This window comes from Methylobacterium endophyticum (assembly GCF_050591105.1).
In the GTDB taxonomy this organism is placed as follows: domain Bacteria; phylum Pseudomonadota; class Alphaproteobacteria; order Rhizobiales; family Beijerinckiaceae; genus Methylobacterium.
The window spans coordinates 193,517-216,345 of record NZ_JBNHES010000006.1; the positions used below are offsets into that span (position 1 = coordinate 193,517).

A 22,829-nucleotide genomic window follows, 5' to 3' on the forward strand; every position below is an offset into this window, starting at 1 on the left:
ATGGAAGGCATCACGGCCGTGGCGGGCCGTCGTGCCGGGCTCGTCGGCCCTATTCGCTATTCGCTACTCCCCATTCGCTCTACGCTCAGGCCTTCTCGACCTGGGCGTATTCGAGCTCCACCGGGGTGGCGCGTCCGAAGATGGACACCGCGACCTTGAGGCGGGAGCGGGCTTCGTCGATTTCCTCGACGGTGCCATTGAAGGAGGCGAAGGGACCGTCCGCGACGCGGACCGTCTCGCCGATCTCGAAGGAGACCGTGGGCTTGGGCCTATCGACGCCCTCGGCGACCTGGCCCTTGATGCGCTCGGCCTCGGCGTCGGGGATCGGCACGGGCTTGGCCTTGTCGGCGCCCAAGAAGCCGGTGACCTTCGGGGTGTTCTTGATGAGGTGATAGACCTCGTCGGTGAGGTCGCATTTCACCAGCACGTAGCCGGGGAAGAACTTGCGCTCGGCATCGACCTTGCGGCCGCGCCGCACCTCGGTGACCTTCTCGGTCGGGACCATGACCTCGTCGAACAGCTCCAGCAGCCCGCGCTGAGCCGCCTGGTCCTTGATGGACTGGGCGACCTTGTTCTCGAAGTTCGAGTAGGCGTGGACGATGTACCAGCGCTTCGACACGGCTCTCTTTCAGCTCCAGGCATCCCGCGCGGCTCGCGCCCGCGGACGATGGTCGTTCGGTTCGGGCCTCAGACCCCGAGGATGAGGCCGACGAGGTAGCGCAGCGCCTGATCCACCACCGTGAAGAACAGGCTCGCGGCCACCACCATGACGAAGACCATGATCGTGGTGACGGTGGTCTCCTTGCGGGTCGGCCAGGTGACCTTGCGGCCCTCGTCGCGCACCTGCGCGATGAACTCCATCGGGCCGGCCCGCTTCGGCGCCGGCCGGGCGGGCGGCGTCTGACGGGGCGGCGTGGGCGCGGCAGGCCCGCCGCGCGGGGTCCCACGCGTCGCGTCCATCTTCTTCGTCGCTTCGTTCGATGCCATGGGGCGGTGGACCGGGGATACGCTGCCGGGATGTGAGGCCGTGCCGGGAACGGGGACGAGGCGGCGCCGGGGCTGTCTCAAGCCCGCACCGACGACTGTCATCGATCTCGGAGTGCGCCGCTCTAGCGCAAGTCCGGCCCCTTGTCGACAGGCGGACGATGTCGACGGGCGGACAGGGGCGCCGCTTTCGCGGCTGGCAGGAGTGGAGGGACTCGAACCCGCAACCTCCGGTTTTGGAGACCGGCGCTCTGACCAGTTGAGCTACACTCCTAGGCGCGGCCGATGCTCTATACAGGATCGGCACGCCGCACAAGCCGGTCCGGACGGCCTTTCGCAGGCTATTCCGGCACCACGCGCATGGCGGTGCCGTAGGCCAGCACCTCGGTGATGCCGTCCATGATCTCGGTGGCGTCGTAGCGCATGCCGACGATGGCGTTGGCGCCCTCGGCCGCCGCCTGGTCGCACATATGGACGAAGGCCTCCTGGCGGGCGGTCTCGGCCAGCGACACGTAGGCGCCGATCTTGCCGCCGAAGATCGCCTGCACGCCGCCGAGGAAATTGCCGACCACGCTGCGCGAGCGCACCGTGATGCCGCGCACGACCCCGATATGGGCGACGATGCGGTGGCCGGGGATGTCGTTGGTGGTGGAGACCATCATGGCGCGGAACACCCCTTCGATTCGACGGCGGGCCGACATGAGAACGCCCGCGCGCCCTTGTCGGGCGGCGGGCGTCGAAGGGCAAGGCCGGGCCACGAGGCCCGGCCGGTGAGGTGATTACTCGTTGATGGCGGCGACGACGCCGGCGCCGACGGTTCTGCCGCCCTCACGGATGGCGAAGCGGAGCTTCTCCTCCATGGCGACGGGGACGATGAGGGCCACGTCCATGGTGACGTTGTCGCCGGGCATGACCATCTCGGTGCCCTCGGGCAGCGTGCAGATGCCGGTCACGTCGGTGGTGCGGAAGTAGAACTGCGGGCGGTAGTTGGTGAAGAACGGCGTGTGGCGGCCGCCCTCCTCCTTGGTGAGGATGTAGGCCTCGGCCTTGAACTTGGTGTGGGGCTTGACCGAGCCCGGCTTGCACACGACCTGGCCGCGCTCGACGTCCTCGCGCTTGGTGCCGCGCAGGAGCACGCCGACATTGTCGCCGGCCTGGCCCTGGTCGAGCAGCTTGCGGAACATCTCGACGCCCGTGACCGTGGTGATCTGGGTGTCGCGGATGTCGACGATCTCGACGGTCTCGCCGACCTTGACGATGCCGCGCTCGACGCGGCCCGTCACCACCGTGCCGCGGCCCGAGATCGAGAACACGTCCTCGATGGGCATCAGGAACGGCATGTCGATGGGACGCTCCGGCTGCGGGATGTAGGCGTCGACGCTAGCCATCAGCGCCAGCACGGCGTCATGGCCGACCTTCTTGTCGCCGTTGTCCAGCGCCACCTTGGCCGAGCCCTTGGTGATCGGGATGTCGTCGCCGGGGAAGTCGTACTTGGAGAGGAGCTCGCGCACCTCCATCTCGACGAGCTCGAGCAGCTCCTCGTCGTCCACGAGGTCGACCTTGTTGAGGAACACCACCAGCGCCGGCACGCCGACCTGACGGGCGAGCAGGATGTGCTCGCGGGTCTGCGGCATCGGGCCGTCGGCCGCCGACACCACCAGGATGGCGCCGTCCATCTGCGCCGCGCCGGTGATCATGTTCTTCACGTAGTCGGCGTGGCCGGGGCAGTCGACATGCGCGTAGTGACGGTTCGTGGTCTCGTACTCGACATGCGCCGTCGAGATCGTGATGCCGCGCGCCTTCTCCTCGGGAGCCTTGTCGATCTGGTCGTAGGCCGTGAACGTCGCCCCGCCCGTCTCCGCAAGAACCTTCGTGATCGCAGCCGTCAAGGACGTCTTCCCGTGATCGACGTGCCCAATCGTCCCAATGTTGCAGTGCGGCTTCGTGCGCGAAAACTTCTCTTTGGCCATCGTCTCTTTCCTGCCGGAGGGCGGCGCGGGAAGCGCGCCCATGACCATGCCTTCCAGTCCGTGAGCCGGGAAAAGGCGCGGACCGCTTAGAGGCTTGGCGTCCTTTGATCAAGGGGCGCGATTCGACGGGCCTAGCGGCGGATCAGCACGACGCCGCCGACGAGGAGCGCGACCCCCACGAGACGGGGAAGATCGAAGGAGCGCTGCGCCACCCCGAGCCAGCCGAAATGGTCGACCGTCACCGACGCGATCATCTGCCCGGACACGAGGAGCGCGATGAAGGTCGCCGCGCCGAGCTGCGGCACGAGATAGATCGAGAGGCCGATGAAGATCGCGCCGAACAGGCCGCCGCTCCAGGCCCACCACGGGATGCGCGCCGCAAGACCCGCCGAGGGGACCGGATCGCGCAGCGCCAGGGCCAGCAGCGCCATGCAGACGAGGCCGACGAGATAGGAGACGAAGCCCGACCAGACGGCCGAACTCAGGGCGAGGCGCAGATTGGCGTTGAGCGCCTGCTGCACGACGATGCTGGCGCCCGCCAGCGCGGCGAGAAGCAGGGGCAGGAGCATCGTGGACATCGGCGGCCGTTGCATTTCCCGTCCCGGAGAGGCTGCGGCGCCGTCGAGCGCGACGGGTCAGGGGATGGGCCGCCGGGCCGGGACGCGCCGGCCTATCGCGGGCGGAGTGGAGCGGGTGAAGGGAATCGAACCCTCGTATTCAGCTTGGAAGGCTGCTGCTCTACCATTGAGCTACACCCGCGTCCCGCGCCGGATACCATGGCCCGGCCCCCGTGAGAAGGCGGCCTCGGCCCGGTGCGCATGACGATGATCGCTTGGTGGGGGAAGTAGGACTCGAACCTACGAAGCTTACGCAGCGGATTTACAGTCCGCCCCCTTTGCCGCTCGGGACATTCCCCCAAACGACGGCCCGTGGGCCGTGCGGAGGCCCTTATGGTGAGGGGGCGCGCGGGTGTCAACGCCCCGAATGGCTCAGTTTTCCTCCGGCTCGACCACGGCGAGGTCGCGGATGCGCAGTTGCGCCCGCTCCGCGCCCTGCCAGCGGTTGAGGGAAAGCGTGCCGGCGACATGCATCTCGCGCCCGATATTGTCGAGGATCGCCCGGCCGAGGGGCCCCTGCGCGGCGCGGAAGGCGATGGCGCCCATGGCCTGCCCGTCACGGCTCTTCAGGCGGGCGCGCACATGGCCGGTGCCGACGATGCCGGCATCGACGATGCGGTGGCGCGGCAGGACGAAGACGGGCTCCGGGGCGCCCTGGCCGAAGGGCCCCGCCCGCTCGATCATCCGCACGAGCTCGGCGGTGGCGCCCCCCGCGCTCAGCGTCGCGTCGACCAGAAGCGCCTCCGCCTCCCGCGCCGATGCGACGGCGCCGCCGAGATCGGCGGCGAGACGGCTTTCGAACTCCGCGAGCCTGTCCTGGGCGACGGTGGCGCCGGCGGCCATGGCGTGGCCGCCGCCCTTCAGGGCGAGACCGGCCTCGACCGCGCCGCGCACCGCCGCGCCGAGATCGGCGCCCGCGATGGAGCGGCCCGAGCCCACCGCCGTGCCGTCCGGACGCAGGGTGAAGGCGAAGGCCGGGCGGTCGAACCGCTCCTTGAGGCGCGCGGCGACCAGCCCGACGATGCCCGGATGCCAGCCCTCCGACGCGGCGACGAGCACGGCCCTGCCCGGATCGTCCGTCAGGACGCGGTCCATGGCCGCCTCGGCCTCCTCGACGGCCAGCGCCTCGATGGCCTGCCGCTCGCGGTTGAGCCTGTCGAGATCGCCGGCGATGCGCGCGGCCTCGGCGGCATCCTCGGTCAGAAGCAGGCGCGCCCCGAGCCCCGCCTCGCCGATGCGGCCGCCGGCATTGATGCGGGGGCCCAGCAGGAAGCCGAGATGCCAGGATTGCGGCGGCTCGGCGAGGGCGGCCGCATCGAGCAGCGCCGCGATCCCGCGCCGGCCCCTCCCCCGCATCACCGAGAGGCCCTGGACCACGAAGGCCCGGTTGAGGCCCGTCAGCGGCACCACGTCGGCGACGGTAGCGAGGGCCACGAGGTCGAGGGCGGCCTTGAGGTCCGGCTCCGGCCGCGCCGGGGAGAAGTATCCCGAGCGCCGCAGGGCGCGGTTGAGGCCGACCAAGGTCAGGAAGACGATCCCCGCCGCGCAGAGATGCCCGAGGCCGGAGACGTCGTCGCGGCGGTTCGGGTTCACCACGGCGCCGGCCGGCGGCAGGGTCTCGTCGGCGCCGTGGTGGTCGAGGACGAGGACGTCGAGCCCGACGTCCCGCGCGTGCCGGAGGGGGGCGTGGCCCGTGGTGCCGCAATCGACGGTGACGAGGAGCGTCGCCCCCTCCCTCGCCAGAACGGCGACGGCCTCCGCGTTGGGGCCGTAGCCCTCGGTGATCCGGTCGGGGATGTGGATGCGGACCGGCACGCCGAGCCCGCGCAGATAGCCCGCGAGCAGCGCCGCGCTGGCGGCGCCGTCCACGTCGTAGTCGCCGAAGACGGCGACCGGCTCTCCCGCGCGGACCGCCCGCGCGAGGCGTTCGGTCGCGGCCTCCATGTCGAGGAGGCGGGACGGGTCCGGCATCAGGTCGCGCAGGCGCGGGTTGAGATGGCGGTCCGCCTCCGCCGCCCGAACGCCACGGCCGACGAGGACGCGGGCCAGGAGGTCGGGCAGTCCGTGGGCCTGGACCATGACGGCCGCCTCGGCCTGCGCGCGAGGGTCGGCGCAGCGCTCGCGCCAGGGCCGGCCGAGGACGGAGCGGTCGACGCCGAGGAGGGCGCGGGGGGCGGGGGCGAGGATGTCCGGCACGAGGCGGAGCATAGCGCCGATGCGGCGCCGGGACTGCCGCGCGGAAGCGACAGGCGCGAAACGAAGAAGGGCGGCCGTTGCCGGCCGCCCCTCGGTGTCGTCGATGGAAGAACGCTCAGAGGTTCTTGAGGATCTGGTCCACGACCTTCTTGGCGTCGCCGAAGAGCATCATCGTGTTGTCGCGGAAGAACACCTCGTTCTCGACGCCGGCATAGCCGGAGCCCATGCCGCGCTTGATGAAGAGGACGGTCTTGGCCTTCTCCACGTCGAGGATCGGCATGCCGTAGATCGGCGAGGCCTTGTCGGTCTTGGCGGCCGGGTTGGTGACGTCGTTGGCGCCGATCACGAAGGCCACGTCCGCCTGCGGGAACTCGCCGTTGATGTCCTCCAGCTCGAAGACCTCGTCGTAGGGCACGTTGGCCTCGGCCAGCAGCACGTTCATGTGGCCCGGCATGCGGCCCGCCACCGGATGGATGGCGTATTTGACGTCGACGCCCTCCTTCTTGAGCATGTCCGCCATCTCGCGGAGCGAGTGCTGGGCCTGGGCCACCGCCATGCCGTAGCCGGGCACGATGATGACCTTCTCGGCGTTCTTCATGATGTAGGCGGCATCGTCCGCCGAGCCCTGCTTGACGGGGCGCGTCTCGACCTGGCCGTTGCCGGCCGCGGCGGTGTCGCCGCCGAAGCCGCCGAGGATGACCGAGAAGAACGACCGGTTCATCGCGTGGCACATGATGTAGGACAGGATCGCGCCCGACGACCCCACCAGCGAGCCGGTGATGATGAGCGCGAGGTTGCCCAGGGTGAAGCCGATGCCGGCGGCCGCCCAGCCCGAGTAGGAGTTCAGCATCGAGACGACGACGGGCATGTCGGCGCCGCCGATCGGGATGATGAGCAGCACGCCCAGGGCGAAGGAGGCGAGCACGATCAGCCAGAACACCGCCTTGCTCTCGGTCGCGATGAAGATCGCGAACAGAGCCACCACCGCGATGGCCAGGGCGATGTTGATGGCATGGCGCTGGGGCAGCATGATCGGCTTGCCCGACATGCGGCCGTCGAGCTTGGCGAAGGCGATGACCGAGCCCGTGAAGGTGATCGCGCCGATGGCGACGCCGAGGCCCATCTCGAACAGCGACTGGCCGTGGATATGGCCGCCCTCGACGATGCCGAAGGCCTGGGGCGCATAGAGCGCGCCCGCCGCCACGAACACCGCCGCGAGGCCGACCAGGGAGTGGAAGGCCGCGACGAGCTGCGGCATCGCCGTCATCGGCACGCGCTTGGCGATCACCGCGCCGGCCCCGCCGCCGATGGCGAGGCCCATGATGACGAGGCCCCAGGCGGCCGCGCCGGCCGGCGGATGGCCGACGAGGGTGGTCGCGATCGCGAGCCCCATGCCGATCATGCCGTAGAGGTTGCCCTGCCGCGACGTGGTCGGGTGCGAGAGCCCCCGCAGCGCCATGATGAACATGACGCCGGAGACGATGTATAGAAGGGACGAGACGTTCTCGGACATCGCCTCAGGCCTTCTTCTTGTACATGCCGAGCATGCGCTGCGTGACGAGGAACCCGCCGAAGATGTTCACGCTGGCGAACACGATGGCGATGAAGCCGAACACGCGCGCCCAGCCGGTGCCGTGTTCGATGAGGGGCACGCCGGCCGCGAGGATGGCGCCGACGATGATGACCGAGGAGATCGCGTTGGTGACGGACATCAGCGGCGTGTGGAGCGCCGGCGTCACCGACCAGACCACGTAGTAGCCGACGAAGATCGCCAGCACGAAGATCGCGAGCCGGAAGACGGTGGGATCGACGGCGCCATGGGTCATGGCGGCAGCGCCATGGCCGAGCGAATCGGCGATGGACTGCGCGTAATGCGCATTCTGGGCGGCGATCTCGGCCGCGTGGCGGGCGGCGTCGGCCGCGGCCTGCGCCTGGCCGGCGGCGTCGGAGGGGGGCATGGCCATCGAAAAGCTCCGCGCGATCAGGCTGCTTTGGGCTGGAAGGAGGCGTGCACGACCTGACCGTCGCGGGTCAGGTTGGTCGCCTTGACGAGTTCGTCGTCCCACTTCACCGCGAGCGCCTTCGTCTCCTTGTCGATCATGGTCTCGACGAAGTTGTAGAGGTTGCGCGCGTAGAGGCTCGAGGCGGTGGCGGCGAGCCGGCCGGCGACGTTGACGTGGCCGACGATCTTCACGCCCTTGGCCAGGGTGACAATCTCGCCTGCCTTGGCGCCCTCGACGTTGCCGCCGCGCTCCACCGCGAGGTCGACCAGCACGGAGCCGGGCTTCATCGAGGCGACCATGGCCTCCGAGACCAGCTTCGGCGCCGGGCGGCCGGGAATGAGGGCCGTTGTGATGACGATATCCTGCTTGGCGATGTGGCTCGCCACCAGCTCGGCCTGCTTGGCCTTGTAGGCGTCCGACATCTCCTTGGCGTAGCCGCCGGCGGTCTCGGCCTGCTTGAACTCGTCGTCCTCGACCGCCACGAACTTGGCGCCGAGCGACTCGACCTGTTCCTTGGTGGCGGGGCGCACGTCGGTGGCGGTGACGACCGCACCCATGCGGCGGGCGGTGGCGATGGCCTGGAGGCCGGCGACGCCGACGCCCATCACGAAGACGCGCGCAGCGGGCACGGTGCCGGCGGCGGTCATCATCATCGGCATGGAGCGACCGTACTCGGCGGCGCCGTCGACCACGGCGCGGTAGCCGGCGAGGTTCGCCTGGCTGGAGAGCACGTCCATCACCTGCGCGCGGGTGATACGCGGCATCAGCTCCATGGCGAAGCCGTCGACCCCGGCCTCCGCCATGGCCTTGAGAGCGTCCTCGTGGCCGTAGGGATCCATGATGGCGACGACCACGGCGCCGCGCTTGAAGAGGCCGAGCTCCTCGGCGCCCGGACGGCGGACCTTGAGCACGAGGTCGGCGTCGCGGGCGGCGTCGGCGGCGGAGCCGGCGATCGAGGCGCCGGCGGCCTCGTACTCGTTATCCGGAACGCCGGCCCTGTCGCCGGCTCCGGACTGGACGACCACGTCGGCGCCGAGCCCTTTGAATTTTTTCACCGTTTCGGGCACCGCCGAAACCCGCGGTTCGGCGGGGTCCGTCTCCGACAGCACAGCGATGCGCATCCAGGCATTTCCTTCGAATCGTCGCCAACGCATGCGCGACTTTCGCCGTCGTTTCGAGACGCGTTGGCGGTTTGATCTGATCGAACGGGTCGAATTGTAACCAGCCCCGCTCGATGAGGGGACTGGATAAAAGTCTCAGGCGAAGGCGAGGTAGAGGGCGAGCAGCACGGCGACCACCAGGGGGGCCTTCCAGCCGATCGGCGGCGCGAAGGCGCCCAGCGCGCCGGCGGCGCTGGCGGCGACGACCCCGAGGATGGCCGTCATCCAGGCTTCGCGGATGCCGCCCACGGCGAGCGCCAGGACCCAGCAGATGACGACGCCGGTGGCGATCTCCACGAAACGGACGAAGCCGCGATAGGTCTGCTCGTGCGTCTCAGCGTCCATCGCGGGGCTGTACGCCCCCGCCGACAAGCTCTTGGTATCCGCCATCGCCCACTCGTCCCTTCCGCATCGACTTGATGAGAACCCGCGCGGATTTAGCGCAAGCGTATCCCCGTCGCAATCGACAAGCCGGAGCGTCTCCCTGGGCGGCACCCTCTGGTATACCACATACAAAGTCCAGGGCTTTCATCGCCCGGCGGCCCTGAATCCGGAACTTTTTTGCTGGTCCCGCCGTCCGGCCTCAGATCGGAAGCGGGAGCCCGGCCGTGGCGAGCAGCTCGGCCTGCCGTTCCGCCAGGGCGTCGAGGGAGAAGCGCTCGATCTCCGCCTCGAACAGGCGATGGTAGTTCAGCTCCGAGCGCAGGTGCAGGAACACCGCGCCGAGCCCCACCGCCGCGCGGTCCATGAACACAAATTCCTGCGGCACGGTCACGGGCCCGCGCTGCTTCAGGGCCTGGTGCACCTCGAAGGCCTGCTTGCGTCCGTAGGCGCCGGGCTTCACGCCGTCCGCCACGGTGCGCACCCGGTCCTCCAGCAGCGGCCCGTAGATGAAGCGCGCCCAGATGTTGAGGATGTCCACGATCTCGCGGCTGAGGTTCTTGAACCCCCAGACCTCGTAGGCGTGCACGATGCGCGCCTCGTCGTTCTCGAGCAGGCCGCGATAGAGGTCGACCACACCGCCGACGAAGCGCGGATGGAAGATGCGCACGCAGCCATAGTCGAGCAGGTTGATGCCGCGTGCCTCGCCGCCCTCGGAAAAGACCGTGTAGTTGCCGAGATGCGGATCGCCGTGGATCACGGCGGCGCGGCCGAAGGGGTGCCACCACGCCTTGAACATCGCCTGCGCGACGCGGTTGCGGATCTCCACCGGGCTCTCGGTGACGCTCAGGATCCTGTCGCCGTCGAGCCAGCCCAGCGCCAGGAGCCGCTTGGTGGAAAGATCGGCGTGGACGGCCGGCACCCGCACCGCCTCGACATCGGCGAGCACCGCGCCGTAGAGGGCCGCGTGCCGCGCCTCGCGTTCGTAGTCGAGCTCCTCGCGCACCCGCGCGCCGATTTCCTTGGCGATCTCACGGGTATCGAGCCAGGAGTTCATGCGCCGGTGGAGCGCGAAGGCGATGTCGAGCTGCTGGAGGTCGGCCTCCACCGCCGACTGCATGTCGGGATATTGCAGCTTGCAGGCGAGCGGCTCTCCGGCCAGCGAGACCGCCCGGTGGACCTGCCCCAGGGAGGCGGCCGCTGAGGGCTTCAGGTCGAAGCGCGAGAATCGCGCCTGCCAGTCGGGCCCGAGCTCGGCCATCATCCGGCGCTTGACGAAGGCCGCCCCCATGGGCGGCGCGTCGGCCTGGAGCTTCTGCAACTCGGCGGCGTATTCCGGTGGCAGAAGATCGGGAACGGTGGCAAGGAGTTGCGCCACTTTCATGATCGGGCCCTTGAGCCCGCCGAGCGCCTGGGCGAGCGCGGCCGCGTTGGTGGTGCCCTCCTTGCCGAAGAGCCGGGCGCCCGCCATCCGGGCGGCGACCCCGCCGACATTGGCGCCGACCCGCGCGTAGCGGCTGGCGCGGGCGGAGAAGCGGTTGGCTTCCGGGTCGGTGTCGGCCATCGGTGCTCGGGCTGTTCTCAACGAGGGGCTGAGCCGGAGATAAGCCGCATCGCCCCGGCTACCAGGGCACCGGGACCTCGCGACGCGGGCGCCCTACCCGTCCGGCCAATTGTCGCGGATCCAGCGGGTGAGGCCGGATTCGTCGATGTCGCCGGCGGCGAGGGCCAGTGTGACGGCGGTGGCCTCCGCCGGATCCGGCGCGAAGTCGACCTCGTTCAGGATCAGGAAACCGATCATCGCCATGAAGCCGGCTCGCTTGTTGCCATCCGTGACAGGATGATTGCGCACGATGCCGAAGCCGTAGGCGGCCGCCAGCTCCGCGAGTTCCGCAGCCTCGTAGCGCCATTTGTTGATCGGGCGCCCGATCGCCGATTCCAGCGCGCCGCGATCGCTGATGCCCGGTGCTCCGCCGAAGATGCGCAGTTGGCGGGAATGGGCATCGACGATGTCCTCGATGGTGAGCCACTCCGGCTCCTCCATCGAGGACTGTTCCGTCACTTGGCCAACTCCGCGAGCGTCGTGCTGTAACGGATCATGATGTCGTCCATGATCGCCGCGACCTTGTCGCGGTGAGCGCTACCGCCTTCGCTGGGCAATTCCCAGATCGTGCCGGACTTCACGAAACGCGCCTTGCGGACCCGGCCACGCCGTTTCTCGCCCCGCGCATCACGCGCGATCCGGAAGCCGCGGGCCGTCAGCAGGTCGCCGATCAGCGCGCCGGACGACTGGATGGCATGGTTGCGAGCGCCCGCGTCGAGCGTCTCGATGAGGGGCTCGATAGCCCAGACGGCGGCCTGGACCGCCGGCATCTCGAGGCGGCTCAGAAGCTCATATTGCGGAAGCATCTCCGGCCGGGTCAGCGCCCGTTTCAGGGCGGCGGTCTCCGGCCTTTCGAAGAACGCGGCATGGCTGGGATTCATCGGAACCTCCTCCAGAGAAGTTTCTAATAATCCGCAACGTTTCGAATATCAACGTGCTTCCATGCAACGTTCTCGTCCGCCCGCTACCCCTCCATCGCCTCCAGCTCCGCGATCATGCCCTCGATCATGCCCAGACCGATCTGCCAGAAGGACGGGTCGGTGGCGTCGAGGCCGAAGGGTTCGAGAAGCTCGCCGTAGGGCTTGGAGCCGCCGGCCGAGAGCAGCGCGAAGTAGCGCTCCACGAAGCCCTCCTCCGCCTTGGCGTAGACACCGTAGAGGGAGTTCACCAGGCAGTCGCCGAAGGCATAGGCGTAGACGTAGAAGGGCGAGTGGATGAAGTGCGGGATATAGGCCCAGAAGGGCTCGTATCCGGCATCGAGCGTGATCGCGGGGCCGAGGGATTCCGCCTGCACCGACATCCACAACGCGTTGATCTGCTCGGCGGTCAGCTCCCCCTCGGCGCGGGCGAGGTGGACCTTCCGCTCGAAGGAATAGAACGCGATCTGGCGCACCACCGTGTTGATCATGTCCTCGACCTTCGCCGCCAGCATGGCGCGGCGCTGGGTCGTGTCGGTGGTGGCCGCCAGCAGCCGCCGGAAGGTCAGCATCTCGCCGAAGACGGAGGCCGTCTCGGCAAGGGTCAGCGGGGTCGGCGCCATCAGCGCCCCGTTGGGGCCGGCGAGCACTTGATGGACCCCGTGGCCGAGCTCGTGGGCGAGGGTCATCACGTCGCGCGGCTTGCCTTGGTAGTTCACCAGCACATAGGGGTGCACGGACGGCACGGTGGGATGCGCGAAGGCGCCCGGCGCCTTGCCCGGACGGGTCGGCGCGTCGATCCAGCGGCGGTCGAAGAAGTCCTTCGCGATGCCGGCCATGCGCGGCGAGAAGGCGCCATAGGCGTCGAGCACCGTGTCGCGCGCCTCCGACCAGGGGATCGTGCGCTGCTCGACCTTCGGCAGCGGCGCGTTGCGGTCCCAATAGGGCAGCGCGTCGAGCCCGAACCACTTCGCCTTCAGCGTGTAGTAGCGGTGCGAGAGACGCGGATAGGCGGCGCGCACGGCCTCGACCAGCGCCTCCACCACCTCGGGCTCGACCCGGTTGGCGAGGTGGCGCGCGTCGGCGACGTCCTTGAAGCCGCGCCAGCGGTCGGCGATCTCCTTGTCCTTGGCCAGCGTGTTGGTGATGAGCGCGAAGATGCGCAGGTTCGCCCGCAGCACGTCGCCGAGGGCCACCGCCGCCTCGTGGCGGACGGCGCCGTCGGCGTCCTGGAGCTTGTTGAGGGTGGGCTCCAGCGTCAGGCTCTCGCCCTGCACGGGAAAGCGCAGCGCCGCGATGGTCTCGTTGAAGAGCCGGTCCCAGGCCGCGTTCGAGGTCACGGACTTTTCGAGGAAGAGCTTCTCGATCCGGTCCTCGAGCTGGAACGGCTTTTCGCGCCGGAGATCCGCAATCCAGGGCGCGTAGTGCTGGAGCGGGCCCTCCGCCATCGCGGCGTCCATGGCGGCGTCGTCCGCCCGGTTGAGCTCCAGGGCGAAGAACAGGAGATCGCCGGAGGCGTCGGTGAGGCGCTGGCGGGTGTCGCCGTAGAACTTGGCGCGGCGCTCGTCGGTGGTGTCGCCGGAATAGACCAGCCCGGCATAGGACATCAGCTTGCCGAGCAACTCCTCGATGGCCTCGTAGGCGCGCACCGCCTCCGCGAGCCTCTCCGACGCGTCCGGGCCCGCGACGATGCCGGCGATCCTGCCCGCATAGGCTTGCGAGAAGCGGCGGCACTCCGCCTCGGCCCGCGCGAGATCGTCGCGGAACTCGGGGGCCTCCATGCCGGGATAGAGGTCCGACAGGTCCCATTCCGGCAGCACGCCGAGATCGACGGCCCGCGCGGCGGCCCTCGCGGTGGAGGCCCCCTCGGGGCTCCGGGCCGGCTGCGGCGGGAAGACGGGCGCGGATGCTCGGCTCGGCATGGGCTGCTTGCGTTCCTGAAAGCTTGCGATCGCGACTCGCCTGACCGGGCGGCCGCGTCGGGCGACTGATATCGAGCGCGCGGGGCTCGCGATCAACCGGCGGCGCGGTCGCGCGAACGCGATCGTGTTCCTGTCCAGTCGGGTTCGCGATCGTCGTTAAGCGGGACTTTACGCATATCGGCGACCCTGCGGCTCGAATCGAAACACCTGCCGGCGCGCCTCCCGCGCGAACGATCGAGGGTCCCCCCTGATGTCGACAACGGTCCTTATCGTCGACGACGATCCGGTCCAGCGCCGCCTCACCGAGGCGATGGTGCGCCGCTTCGGGTTCGAGCCGAAGCTGGCCGAGAACGGCGCCGACGGCCTCGCGGCCCTGCGTGCCGGCGACGACATCGACGTGATGCTGCTCGATCTGGTGATGCCCGGCGGGCTCGACGGGCTCGGCGTGCTGGCCGAGATGCGAAAGGCCGGCATCGACACCCCGGTGATCGTGCAGACCTCGAACGGTTCCATCGACGCGGTGGTCAACGCCATGCGCGCGGGCGCCGTGGATTTCGTGGTCAAGCCCGCAGGCGCCGAGCGGCTCCAGGTCTCGATCAAGAACGCGCTGCGCGTCGACCAACTGGAGGAGGAGGTCCGCCGCATGCGCCGCCGGGCCACCGGAGCGCTGACCTTCAAGGACCTGTCCTCCCGCAGCCCCGACATGGAGCGCGTGATCCGGCTCGCCGAGCGCGCGGCGAAATCGAACATTCCCGTCCTGATCGAGGGCGAGTCCGGCGTCGGCAAGGAGGTGCTGGCCCGCGCCATCCAGGGCTCGGGCGAGCGGCGCGGCAAGTCCTTCGTCACGGTCAATTGCGGCGCGATCCCCGACAACCTGGTGGAATCGACCCTGTTCGGCCACGAGAAGGGGGCGTTCACGGGCGCCACCGAGCGGCATGTCGGCAAGTTCGTCGAGGCCTCGGGCGGCACGCTCTTCCTCGACGAGATCGGCGAATTGCCCCTCGACGCCCAGGTGAAGCTCCTGCGCGCGCTCCAGGAGGGCGAGGTCGATCCGGTGGGCGCCAAACGCAGCGTGCGCGTCGACATCCGCCTCGTCTCCGCGACGAACCGCTCGCTGCTCGATCTCGTGAAGCAGGGCAAGTTCCGCGAGGACCTCTATTACCGCCTCAACGTCTTCCCGATGACGCTGCCGCCCCTGCGCGCGCGCCGCGAGGACATCCCCGAGCTCGCCCGCTCGTTCTGCGCGCGCTTCGCCGCCGAGGAAGGCAAGCGCGTGCGCGGGCTCAGCCAGGAGGCCATGGGCCTCATCACCCGCTACGGCTGGCCCGGCAACGTGCGCCAGCTCGAGAACGCTCTCTTCCGCGCCGTGGTGCTCGCCGACGGCGACGAACTGACGGTGGCGGAGTTCCCGCAGATCGCGGCGCAGGTCGAGGGGTTCGACGTGCGCATCCCGCCGGCTCCCAGCCGCCCGCTGCTGTCGGCCGACATGCCCGAGCCGGTGCGCGAGATCGTCCGCGTCGAGGTGCGCGATCCGCACGCCATGTCGCTGGTGGTCGAGGACACGGGCGAGATGAAGACCATGGAATCGGTGGAGGCGGAGGTGATCCGCTTCGCGCTCCAGTTCTATCGCGGCCGGATGTCGGAGGTGTCCCGCCGCCTCGGAATCGGCCGATCCACCCTCTATCGCAAGCTCAAGGATCTCGGCCTCGAGGGCGACGACGAGGCGGCGGCCTGAGCGCCGGCGATGTGCGGCGCCGCACGGGCGCCGTGATTGCTAACGGTCGTGCTTGAGACGATAGTCATAGGAACCGGTCGGCCGCTCGACGGTCGCGCTTCCGGGAGATGTCCGACATGGGTGCCGCGCGCTCCCTCACCGCCGCATTGGCAGCCCTGCTGGCAGGCTCGGTCGCCTCGGCGACCCTCGTTCGCGCCCAGGCGGCCGGAGGAGCCCCCGGCGCGGTCGTCCGGGAGGCCGCCATCGGGCCGGATGCCGCGCTCGCGCCCGGCCGCCCCGACGCGCCCTCCCCCGCGCAGACGCCCAAGCCCGCCGAGCCCGACGCGGTGACGGGCGGCCCCGCCTCGGCAACGCCCGACCCGGCCAAATCCGACCCCGCCAAGCCGGACTCGGCCAAGGCTGATCCGGCAAAATCCGACGTCGTCAAACCGGACCCGGACAAGCCCGCCTCGGCCGAGACGGCGCCCGCCGTTACGCCCGTGCCCGCCGATCCCCTCGCGGCGGCGATCGCCGCGCGCCTGTCGGGACCGCAGCCGCTGCTACCGCGCTTCGGCACCAAGGACCGCGAGTCCGTGCAGGCGTTCTACGCGCTCGGCGCCTTCAAGCCGGTCTGGATCGTCGACGGCCGCTTCACGCCGGCGGCGAAGTCCGTGATCGCGCGCCTGTCGGCGGCCGGGGAGGACGGGCTCAGCCCCGCCGCCTATCCGGTCCCGGTGCTCGGCGCCCCCGGCCAGCCTTCGAGCGAGGCGGAGACGGCGCAGGCGGAGGTGAGGCTCTCGGCGGCGGTGGCGCTCTATGCCCGCGACGCGCGCGGCGGCCGCATCGTCCCGTCGAGCCTGTCGAAGCTGATCACCCCGGTTCTCGACCTGCCGGCGCCGGACGCCGTGCTGGCGCAGGTGGCCGCTGCCGGCGACCGAGCCGGCGAGGTGCTCCAGCGCTACAACCCCCGGACCGCCGGCTATCTCGCGCTGAAAGGTCGGCTCGCCGCCCTGCGCGGCCCCGTGCCGGCGCCCGCCCCCGGATCGTCCTCGACCCTGAGCCTGCCGCCGGGGCCCATCCTGCGGACCGGCATGCGCGACAGGCGCGTGCCGCTGCTGCGCGCCCATTTCGGCCTGGAGGCCCGCAGCCCCGGCACCCTCGACGCGGCGCCGGGCGAGCCCGATCTCTACGACGCTTCCGTCGCGGCGGCGGTCGCCGATTTCCAGCGCGGTCGCGGCATCCATCCGAGCGGCAACCTCAACGCCCAGACGGTGATGGCGCTTTCCGGCTCCGACCCGCGCGGCGGCGCGGCGGGGATGGGCGGCACCGCCAGCGAGGCTGCGCTCCTCGTCAACATGGAGCGCTGGCGCTGGCTGCCGTCCGAGCTCGGCAGCGACTATGTGCTCGTGAACGTGCCGGAGTTCCGCCTGCGGATCTTCCGGGGCGGCGTCCTCAAGGACGAGACCCGCGTCATCGTCGGCAAGCCCGATTCCCCGACCCCGCTGTTCTCGGGGATGATGGAATACGCGGTGGTCAATCCGTCCTGGTACGTGCCGCCCTCGATCCTGAAGACCATGCTGGCCCAGGGGCGCACGGGCGGCTTCGAGGTCGTGCGGCACGGCAGCACCATCTCGCTGCGCCAGCCGCCGGGGGAGCGCAACGCGCTCGGCTTCATCAAGTTCATGTTCCCCAACCAGCACGCCGTCTACCTGCACGACACGCCGAACCGCTCGCTGTTCTCCCATTCGGAGCGCGCGCTGAGCCATGGCTGCGTGCGCGTGGACGACCCGTTCCGCTTCGCCGATTCCGTGCTGCCCGACGCCTGGACCAGCGAGAGGCTGAGGAAGCTCATCGGCAAGGGCGAGCGCACGATCCAGCTCGGCCAGAAGCTGCCGGTGCATCTTGCCTATTTCACCGCCTACGTGGACGATCTCGGCGGCTACCGCACCCTGCCCGACATCTACGGCTACGACGCCCGCATGCGCGCGGCGCTGGGCCTCTCCGGCGGGGAGCCTGCGATGGTGCGCGGGCCGGCCGAGCCCCCGCGCGTGGTCGCGGCCCGGCCGGAGGCGGCCCAGCCCGCGCGCAAGCCTCGCCGTCCCGTGGTCGCGCAGGCGCCCGCCCCCCGCCGGATCGCGCAGCGGCCGGTGCGCGCCGCCGCCGACGTCTTCGGCGAGCCCGGCCTGATGACCCCCCGCCCCGAATCGACCGGCCGCACGCACGGCTGGTGGTAGGCGACGGGCCGGCTCAACGCCGGCAATCGCGCCGGAATCGGTGGATCGATGCACGGATGCCTCGCTCCCGCGTGCGGCGGCGCACTTGCGGGCACGATTCCGCCATGGTCGCGGCTTAGCCGTTCCGGATCGACCGGTGTCCAGGCACGGACCCGATAACCGCGCGTTCACGGTTTTCGGCAACCTTGCGTTCACCATGAGGCCGCGCCCTGCGCGCGGGTTCCGGACGGGGGTGGGGCGATCGTGACTGCGGTGCTGCGCGACGGGCCGGAAACGGCCGATTCTTTCCCCGCCCGCCCGCGCGCCCACCGGATCCGCGGTCTTGCCGCGGCCGTCTTCGCGGTCGCCGCGAGCCTCGTCGGCGGGGCCACGGGCACGCAGGACGCCGCCGCCAACGGCGATACCCGCACGCTCTCGATCTACCACACCCATTCCAAGGAAAGCCTGACGGTCACGTTCAAGCGCGACGGGCGCTACGACCGGGCGGCGCTGGAACAGCTCAACTGGCTCCTGCGCGACTGGCGCACCGACGAGCCCATCAAGATGGACCCGCGCCTGTTCGACACCGTGTGGGAGGCCTACCGCCAGGTCGGCTCGTCGGAGCCGATCAACGTCGTCTCCGCCTACCGCTCGCCCGGAACCAACGCCATGCTCCGCCGCCGCTCGAAGGCGGTGGCCGAGTTCAGCCAGCACATGCTCGGCAAGGCGATGGACTTCTACCTGCCCGACGTCTCAATCGACCAGATCCGCGCGGTGGGCATGCGCATGCAGCGCGGCGGCGTCGGCTGGTATCCGCGCGCGGGCTCGCCCTTCGTGCATCTCGATGTCGGCTCGGTCCGCGCCTGGCCGCGCATGACCCACGACCAGCTCGCCAGCCTCTTCCCGGACGGCAAGACCGTCCACCTGCCCACCGACAACCGGCCGCTCGCCCGTTACGAGGAGGCGCGCGCCGAGATCCTGTCGCGCGGCGGCACGGTGCTCGGCGTCACGCAATACGCGCAAGCCTCGGACGAGGACGAGGGCCCGAGCATCCGGGGCTTCTTCGCCGGGCTCTTCGGCGGCAGCAGCAGCACGCCCCCGGCTCCCACTCCCGCGCCGGCCGCCGCGCGGATCAAGGCCAAGCAGCCGGTCGTCGCCGTGGCGAGCGCCGATCCCGAGGACATCGTCGGCACCCAGCGCGCGCTGGCCTATGCGGCGCCCGAGGCGGTGAAGCCCGACGCCAGGGCACTCCTCACCGCCGAGGCGCCCCCCCGCGCCGCCGCGCCCGAGGCGGACGCGATCGCGTCCGTCGCCGCCCCCCTGCCCCCGCGCCGCCCCTCGGAATTCGCCGCCGTGGCGGCCGCTTTGGCGATGCCGCTGCCGCCGGCCCGCCCGGTCCAGCTCGCCGCCCTCGGCAGCGGACCGGCGGGCATGGCCAATCTCGCGGTGGAGGCTGCGCTCCCGCGCCCGGTGCGCAAGGCCGCGCTGGTTCCGCCCGACGCCGATGCGAAGACGCAACTGCGCGCCCTGTTCGACGCGGTCGCCGTGGCGGATGCGGCTAAGCCCGCCACGCCCGTCAAGCTCGCCCTCGCCCGCGCCAACGCGGATGCCGCCCCGAACGCGGTGGTGTCCGCTCCGGCCGGACCCGTTGCGAGCCGGTTCGCGGTCCGCGCGCCCGGAGACCAGCTCGCCACCTCGCGGTTCACCGGATCGGCCACGCGGCCGGTGCCCGGCGCGCGATAGGCGTGCCTCCGACACCGTCCTCGATCGGGAATAGCGCTTAGAGCGGCTTGCGTCCGTGTCCGGCGGCGAGCGCCGAGACGAGGGTGCCGAGATAGCTGCCGCCCGTGGAGGCCGCGATCCGCTCGGCCTCGGCGCTGCTCTGATAGGCGACGGCGAGCATCAGCAGCAGGGCCGTGGCGAGACCGCCCAGGCCCCCGATCGCCCAGAGATAGGCGCGTTCCACGGCCCGCGGCAGCGGGACCGCCACGGGGCTTTCGCCGAGATAGAGGGGGGATGGTGCGGAGTCGTTCATGGCCGGCGTTCCCACGAGTGACAAGCGCCCAGGCGGGCCGCCCTGCCAAGCTCGCGCAGCAGAGTTCCGCTAGCACCTAACGTGCCGATGCGACAGCGGTTCAACGGCGGCTGCGAATTTTCATGCACAGTGACGGAAGGGCAGCGACCTGGGAGCGTGCGAGGCGCCGCGCCCTTCCTCGCCAACCGTCTTCATCCCGCCCCGTCCGAGCCGATCCGGCGGCTCGGACGACACGCGGGAGGCTCAGCCCTCCGACTGGTGCGCGCCGCCGGAGGTTCCGGCGAGGGCGGCCTGGGCGGCGGCGAGACGGGCGATCGGCACGCGGTAGGGCGAGCAGGACACGTAGTCGAGGCCGACCTCCTGGCAGAAATGCACCGAGGCCGGATCGCCGCCATGCTCGCCGCAGATGCCGAGCTTGAGATTCGGCCGCACCGCCCGGCCGCGCTCGATGCCGATGCGCACCAGCTCGCCGACGCCCTCCTGGTCGATGGTCACGAAGGGGTCGGCGGCGAGGATGCCCTTCTGCGTATAGGCGCCGAGGAAGGTGCCGGCATCGTCGCGGGAGATGCCCAGCGCCGTCTGGGTCAGGTCGTTGGTGCCGAAGGAGAAGAACTCGGCGGTCCGCGCGATCTCGCCGGCCTTCAGGGCGGCGCGCGGCAATTCGATCATCGTGCCTACCTGATAGGCAACGCTGCTGCCGGTTTCATCGGAGACTGCCTTCGCCATGGCATCGATGCGCGCCTTGACGATGTCGAACTCGGCCTGGGTGAAGACCAGCGGCACCATCACCTCGGGCGTCACCGGGGAGCCGGTCTTCTTGGCGGCCTCGACGGCGGCCTCGAAGATGGCCCGCGCCTGCATCTCGGCGATCTCAGGGAAGGCGATGGCGAGGCGGCAGCCGCGGAAGCCCAGCATCGGGTTGAACTCGGAGAGCTCGCGCATGCGGTGGCGCAGCTTGTCCTCGGACACGCCGGTGCTGGAGGCGACCTCGGTCACCTCGGCATCCGTGTGGGGCAGGAACTCGTGCAGCGGCGGGTCGAGCAGGCGGATGGTGACGGGCAGGCCCGACATGATCGTGAACAGCGCCAGGAAGTCCTGGCGCTGGTAGGGCAGGATCTTGGCGAGCGCCGCGCGGCGCCCTTCCGCGTCGTCGGAGAGGATCATCTCGCGCACCGCGACGATGCGGTCGCCCTCGAAGAACATGTGCTCGGTGCGGCACAGGCCGATGCCCTCGGCGCCGAACTCGCGGGCGACGCGGGCGTCGGTGGGGGTGTCGGCATTGGCGCGCACCTTCATGGTGCGCACGCCGTCGGCCCATTCCATCAGCGTGGCGAAATCGCCCGACAGTTCCGGCGCCACCATCTCGACGCGGCCCTGCATCACCTGGCCCGTGGAGCCGTCGATGGTGACCATGTCGCCGGCCTTCAGGGTGACGGCGCCCACCGACAGCGTCCCGGCCTTGTAGTCGATGCGGATCGAGCCGACGCCCGACACGCAGGGCTTGCCCATGCCGCGCGCCACCACCGCCGCATGGCTGGTCATGCCGCCGCGCGTCGTGAGGATGCCCTCGGAGGCATGCATGCCGTGGATGTCCTCAGGCGACGTCTCGATGCGCACCAGGATACAGGGGCGCCCGGCCTTCCTGGCCGCTTCCGCCGCCTCGGAGTTGAACACGATCTCGCCCGTGGCCGCGCCTGGCGAGGCCGGAAGCCCCGAGGCGATGACCTTGCGCTCGGCCTTGGGATCGATGGTCGGATGCAGGAGCTGGTCGAGGGCCGCCGGCTCGACGCGGCCGACCGCCTCCTCGCGGGTGATGAGCCCCTCGCCCGCCAGTTCCACCGCGATCCTGAGGGCGGCCTTGGCGGTGCGCTTGCCGGAGCGGGTCTGGAGCATCCAGAGCTTCCCGCTCTCGATGGTGAACTCCATGTCCTGCATGTCGCGGTAGTGCTTCTCGAGGATGCCGTAGATCCGGGTCAGCTCGGCGAAGCTCTCGGGCATCGCCGTCTCCATGGACGGCTTGTCGGACTTCGCCTCGACGCGCGCCTTCTCGGTGATGTCCTGGGGGGTGCGGATGCCCGCCACCACGTCTTCGCCCTGCGCGTTGATGAGGAACTCGCCGTAGAGCGCGCTCTCGCCGGTGGAGGGGTTGCGGGTGAAGGCGACGCCGGTGGCCGAGGTGTCGCCCATGTTGCCGAACACCATGGCCTGGACGTTGACCGCCGTGCCCCAGCTCTCGGGGATGGCGTTCAGCTCGCGGTACTTCTTGGCGCGCGGGATCATCCAGGAATCGAACACGGCGCCGATGGCGCCCCAGAGCTGGTCCTCGGGCTTCTGCGGGAAGTCGGACCCGTGCTCGTCGCGGACGATCTTCTTGTAGGTGCCGACGAGGGTCTTCCAGTCCTCGGCGCCGAGCTCCGTGTCGAGGCTGACGCCCTTGCGGTCCTTGTAGTGCTCCAGAGCCTCCTCGAAGGCGTGGTGCTCCACGCCGAGCACCACGTTCGAGTACATGGTGATGAAGCGGCGATAGGAATCGTAGGCGAAGCGCGGGTCGCCCGAGCTGGCGGCGAGCGCCTCGACGGTCTCGTCGTTGAGGCCGAGATTCAGCACCGTGTCCATCATGCCGGGCATCGAGGCGCGGGCGCCCGAGCGCACCGAGACGAGGAGCGGGTTCCCCGCGTCGCCGAACGCCTTGCCGGTGAGCGCGCCGACCGCCGTCAGCGCCTCGGCCACCTGCTCGCGCAGACCCGGCGGGTAGGACTTGCCGTTCTCGTAATAGGCCGTGCAGACCTCGGTGGTGATGGTGAAGCCGGGCGGCACCGGCAGGCCGAGATTGCACATCTCGGCGAGGTTCGCGCCCTTGCCGCCGAGCAGGTCGCGCATGGACGAACGGCCCTCGGCCTTTCCGTCGCCGAAGGAATAGACCCACTTCGTCGCGCTGTCGGTCGCCATGTCGCTCGTCCGTTCCGCAAATGATCGGCAGCCTAGCCGCCTCGCGGCGGGTTGGACCATCCCCTGTCGCAACGCAAGATGAACGCCGCCGACCCGTCGGAGACGGGCATTGACGGTTCGAACCTGCTGTCACGCGCGGGCGGCCGCCGCTCAGGATAGGGCGCG

19 protein-coding genes and 3 tRNA genes are annotated in these 22,829 nt (G+C 70.3%); 3 read left to right on the top strand and 19 right to left on the bottom strand.

The features are described from left to right. Window positions 1-85: 85 nt before the first annotated feature. The 17 genes from nusG to ACP56T_RS09615 all read right to left on the bottom strand — a co-directional run bounded on the left by nusG (window position 86) and on the right by ACP56T_RS09615 (window position 13,753). Window positions 86-619 carry a transcription termination/antitermination protein NusG gene (gene nusG / locus ACP56T_RS09535; protein WP_430911905.1) on the bottom strand — a complete coding sequence of 178 codons (534 nt, stop codon included), beginning with the start codon at window positions 617-619 and terminating at the stop codon, window positions 86-88. Window positions 620-687: 68 nt separating this feature from the next. Continuing rightward, complete coding sequence (secE, locus tag ACP56T_RS09540; RefSeq protein ID WP_430911906.1) at window positions 688-987, bottom strand: preprotein translocase subunit SecE; 300 nt, start codon at window positions 985-987, stop codon at window positions 688-690. 194 nt (window positions 988-1,181) lie between these two features. Next, window positions 1,182-1,258: transfer RNA gene (locus tag ACP56T_RS09545), tRNA-Trp, on the bottom strand. Window positions 1,259-1,325: 67 nt separating this feature from the next. Further along, window positions 1,326-1,658: a YbjQ family protein gene (locus tag ACP56T_RS09550; protein ID WP_430911907.1), complete on the bottom strand. Its 333-nt coding sequence runs from the start codon at window positions 1,656-1,658 to the stop codon at window positions 1,326-1,328. Window positions 1,659-1,763: 105 nt separating this feature from the next. Then, window positions 1,764-2,954 carry an elongation factor Tu gene (gene tuf, locus ACP56T_RS09555; RefSeq protein ID WP_430911908.1) on the bottom strand — a complete coding sequence of 397 codons (1,191 nt, stop codon included), beginning with the start codon at window positions 2,952-2,954 and terminating at the stop codon, window positions 1,764-1,766. A gap of 131 nt (window positions 2,955-3,085) precedes the next feature. Further along, window positions 3,086-3,532: a DMT family transporter gene (locus ACP56T_RS09560; RefSeq protein ID WP_430911909.1), complete on the bottom strand. Its 447-nt coding sequence runs from the start codon at window positions 3,530-3,532 to the stop codon at window positions 3,086-3,088. 107 nt (window positions 3,533-3,639) lie between these two features. Beyond that, window positions 3,640-3,713: transfer RNA gene (locus ACP56T_RS09565), tRNA-Gly, on the bottom strand. A 74-nt stretch (window positions 3,714-3,787) separates the two neighbouring features. Further along, window positions 3,788-3,871 (bottom strand) — tRNA-Tyr (locus ACP56T_RS09570). 72 nt (window positions 3,872-3,943) lie between these two features. Then, complete coding sequence (gene recJ, locus ACP56T_RS09575; RefSeq protein WP_430911910.1) at window positions 3,944-5,779, bottom strand: single-stranded-DNA-specific exonuclease RecJ; 1,836 nt, start codon at window positions 5,777-5,779, stop codon at window positions 3,944-3,946. Between the two features lie 103 nt (window positions 5,780-5,882). Beyond that, complete coding sequence (locus tag ACP56T_RS09580; RefSeq protein ID WP_430911911.1) at window positions 5,883-7,280, bottom strand: NAD(P)(+) transhydrogenase (Re/Si-specific) subunit beta; 1,398 nt, start codon at window positions 7,278-7,280, stop codon at window positions 5,883-5,885. Between the two features lie 4 nt (window positions 7,281-7,284). After that, on the bottom strand, window positions 7,285-7,731 hold the full coding sequence (locus tag ACP56T_RS09585) for an NAD(P) transhydrogenase subunit alpha part 2 (protein ID WP_430911912.1): 447 nt from the start codon (window positions 7,729-7,731) through the stop codon (window positions 7,285-7,287). A gap of 17 nt (window positions 7,732-7,748) precedes the next feature. Then, on the bottom strand, window positions 7,749-8,891 hold the full coding sequence (locus ACP56T_RS09590; protein ID WP_430911913.1) for a Re/Si-specific NAD(P)(+) transhydrogenase subunit alpha: 1,143 nt from the start codon (window positions 8,889-8,891) through the stop codon (window positions 7,749-7,751). A gap of 135 nt (window positions 8,892-9,026) precedes the next feature. Next, complete coding sequence (locus tag ACP56T_RS09595; RefSeq protein WP_430911914.1) at window positions 9,027-9,320, bottom strand: aa3-type cytochrome c oxidase subunit IV; 294 nt, start codon at window positions 9,318-9,320, stop codon at window positions 9,027-9,029. A gap of 193 nt (window positions 9,321-9,513) precedes the next feature. Beyond that, the gene (locus ACP56T_RS09600) at window positions 9,514-10,875 is read right to left on the bottom strand and encodes an ABC1 kinase family protein (protein ID WP_430911915.1); all 1,362 of its coding nucleotides are present in this window, start codon (window positions 10,873-10,875) and stop codon (window positions 9,514-9,516) included. 93 nt (window positions 10,876-10,968) lie between these two features. Further along, complete coding sequence (locus tag ACP56T_RS09605; protein ID WP_430911966.1) at window positions 10,969-11,355, bottom strand: type II toxin-antitoxin system death-on-curing family toxin; 387 nt, start codon at window positions 11,353-11,355, stop codon at window positions 10,969-10,971. A gap of 14 nt (window positions 11,356-11,369) precedes the next feature. Beyond that, a complete protein-coding gene (locus ACP56T_RS09610) occupies window positions 11,370-11,795 on the bottom strand; it encodes a hypothetical protein (protein WP_430911916.1) in 426 nt (141 codons plus the stop codon). Between the two features lie 83 nt (window positions 11,796-11,878). Then, window positions 11,879-13,753 (bottom strand): M3 family oligoendopeptidase, encoded by a 1,875-nt coding sequence (locus ACP56T_RS09615; protein WP_430911917.1) that lies wholly within the window; start codon window positions 13,751-13,753, stop codon window positions 11,879-11,881. Window positions 13,754-14,003: 250 nt separating this feature from the next. Between ACP56T_RS09615 and ACP56T_RS09620 the strand changes: the two genes are divergently transcribed. The 3 genes from ACP56T_RS09620 (at window position 14,004) to ACP56T_RS09630 (ending at window position 19,423) form a co-directional block, all read left to right on the top strand. Then, window positions 14,004-15,488 carry a sigma-54-dependent transcriptional regulator gene (locus ACP56T_RS09620; protein ID WP_430911918.1) on the top strand — a complete coding sequence of 495 codons (1,485 nt, stop codon included), beginning with the start codon at window positions 14,004-14,006 and terminating at the stop codon, window positions 15,486-15,488. Window positions 15,489-15,604: 116 nt separating this feature from the next. Continuing rightward, window positions 15,605-17,701: a L,D-transpeptidase family protein gene (locus tag ACP56T_RS09625; protein ID WP_430911919.1), complete on the top strand. Its 2,097-nt coding sequence runs from the start codon at window positions 15,605-15,607 to the stop codon at window positions 17,699-17,701. A gap of 252 nt (window positions 17,702-17,953) precedes the next feature. Next, window positions 17,954-19,423 (top strand): peptidoglycan L,D-endopeptidase MepK, encoded by a 1,470-nt coding sequence (locus ACP56T_RS09630; protein WP_430911967.1) that lies wholly within the window; start codon window positions 17,954-17,956, stop codon window positions 19,421-19,423. Between the two features lie 37 nt (window positions 19,424-19,460). Here ACP56T_RS09630 and ACP56T_RS09635 read toward each other — a convergent pair whose 3' ends face one another. After that, window positions 19,461-19,715, bottom strand: a complete 255-nt coding sequence (locus ACP56T_RS09635; RefSeq protein ID WP_430911920.1) for a hypothetical protein — start codon at window positions 19,713-19,715, stop codon at window positions 19,461-19,463. 243 nt (window positions 19,716-19,958) lie between these two features. Then, window positions 19,959-22,664, bottom strand: a complete 2,706-nt coding sequence (ppdK, locus tag ACP56T_RS09640) for a pyruvate, phosphate dikinase (RefSeq protein WP_430911921.1) — start codon at window positions 22,662-22,664, stop codon at window positions 19,959-19,961. Between the last annotated feature and the right edge of the window lie 165 nt (window positions 22,665-22,829).

What these genes read in the sequence shown, in the direction of transcription:
- ACP56T_RS09600 (WP_430911915.1), bottom strand. Translation starts at nt 10,875, where the DNA reads ATGGCCGACACCGACCCGGAAGCCAACCGCTTCTCCGCCCGCGCCAGC.
- tuf (WP_430911908.1), bottom strand. Translation starts at nt 2,954, where the DNA reads ATGGCCAAAGAGAAGTTTTCGCGCACGAAGCCGCACTGCAACATTGGG.
- ACP56T_RS09580 (WP_430911911.1), bottom strand. Translation starts at nt 7,280, where the DNA reads ATGTCCGAGAACGTCTCGTCCCTTCTATACATCGTCTCCGGCGTCATG.
- ACP56T_RS09625 (WP_430911919.1), top strand. Translation starts at nt 15,605, where the DNA reads ATGGGTGCCGCGCGCTCCCTCACCGCCGCATTGGCAGCCCTGCTGGCA.
- ACP56T_RS09605 (WP_430911966.1), bottom strand. Translation starts at nt 11,355, where the DNA reads ATGGAGGAGCCGGAGTGGCTCACCATCGAGGACATCGTCGATGCCCAT.
- ACP56T_RS09610 (WP_430911916.1), bottom strand. Translation starts at nt 11,795, where the DNA reads ATGAATCCCAGCCATGCCGCGTTCTTCGAAAGGCCGGAGACCGCCGCC.
- ACP56T_RS09595 (WP_430911914.1), bottom strand. Translation starts at nt 9,320, where the DNA reads ATGGCGGATACCAAGAGCTTGTCGGCGGGGGCGTACAGCCCCGCGATG.
- ACP56T_RS09560 (WP_430911909.1), bottom strand. Translation starts at nt 3,532, where the DNA reads ATGTCCACGATGCTCCTGCCCCTGCTTCTCGCCGCGCTGGCGGGCGCC.
- secE (WP_430911906.1), bottom strand. Translation starts at nt 987, where the DNA reads ATGGCATCGAACGAAGCGACGAAGAAGATGGACGCGACGCGTGGGACC.
- ACP56T_RS09635 (WP_430911920.1), bottom strand. Translation starts at nt 19,715, where the DNA reads ATGAACGACTCCGCACCATCCCCCCTCTATCTCGGCGAAAGCCCCGTG.
- recJ (WP_430911910.1), bottom strand. Translation starts at nt 5,779, where the DNA reads ATGCTCCGCCTCGTGCCGGACATCCTCGCCCCCGCCCCCCGCGCCCTC.
- ACP56T_RS09585 (WP_430911912.1), bottom strand. Translation starts at nt 7,731, where the DNA reads ATGGCCATGCCCCCCTCCGACGCCGCCGGCCAGGCGCAGGCCGCGGCC.
- ACP56T_RS09615 (WP_430911917.1), bottom strand. Translation starts at nt 13,753, where the DNA reads ATGCCGAGCCGAGCATCCGCGCCCGTCTTCCCGCCGCAGCCGGCCCGG.
- ppdK (WP_430911921.1), bottom strand. Translation starts at nt 22,664, where the DNA reads ATGGCGACCGACAGCGCGACGAAGTGGGTCTATTCCTTCGGCGACGGA.
- ACP56T_RS09590 (WP_430911913.1), bottom strand. Translation starts at nt 8,891, where the DNA reads ATGCGCATCGCTGTGCTGTCGGAGACGGACCCCGCCGAACCGCGGGTT.
- ACP56T_RS09620 (WP_430911918.1), top strand. Translation starts at nt 14,004, where the DNA reads ATGTCGACAACGGTCCTTATCGTCGACGACGATCCGGTCCAGCGCCGC.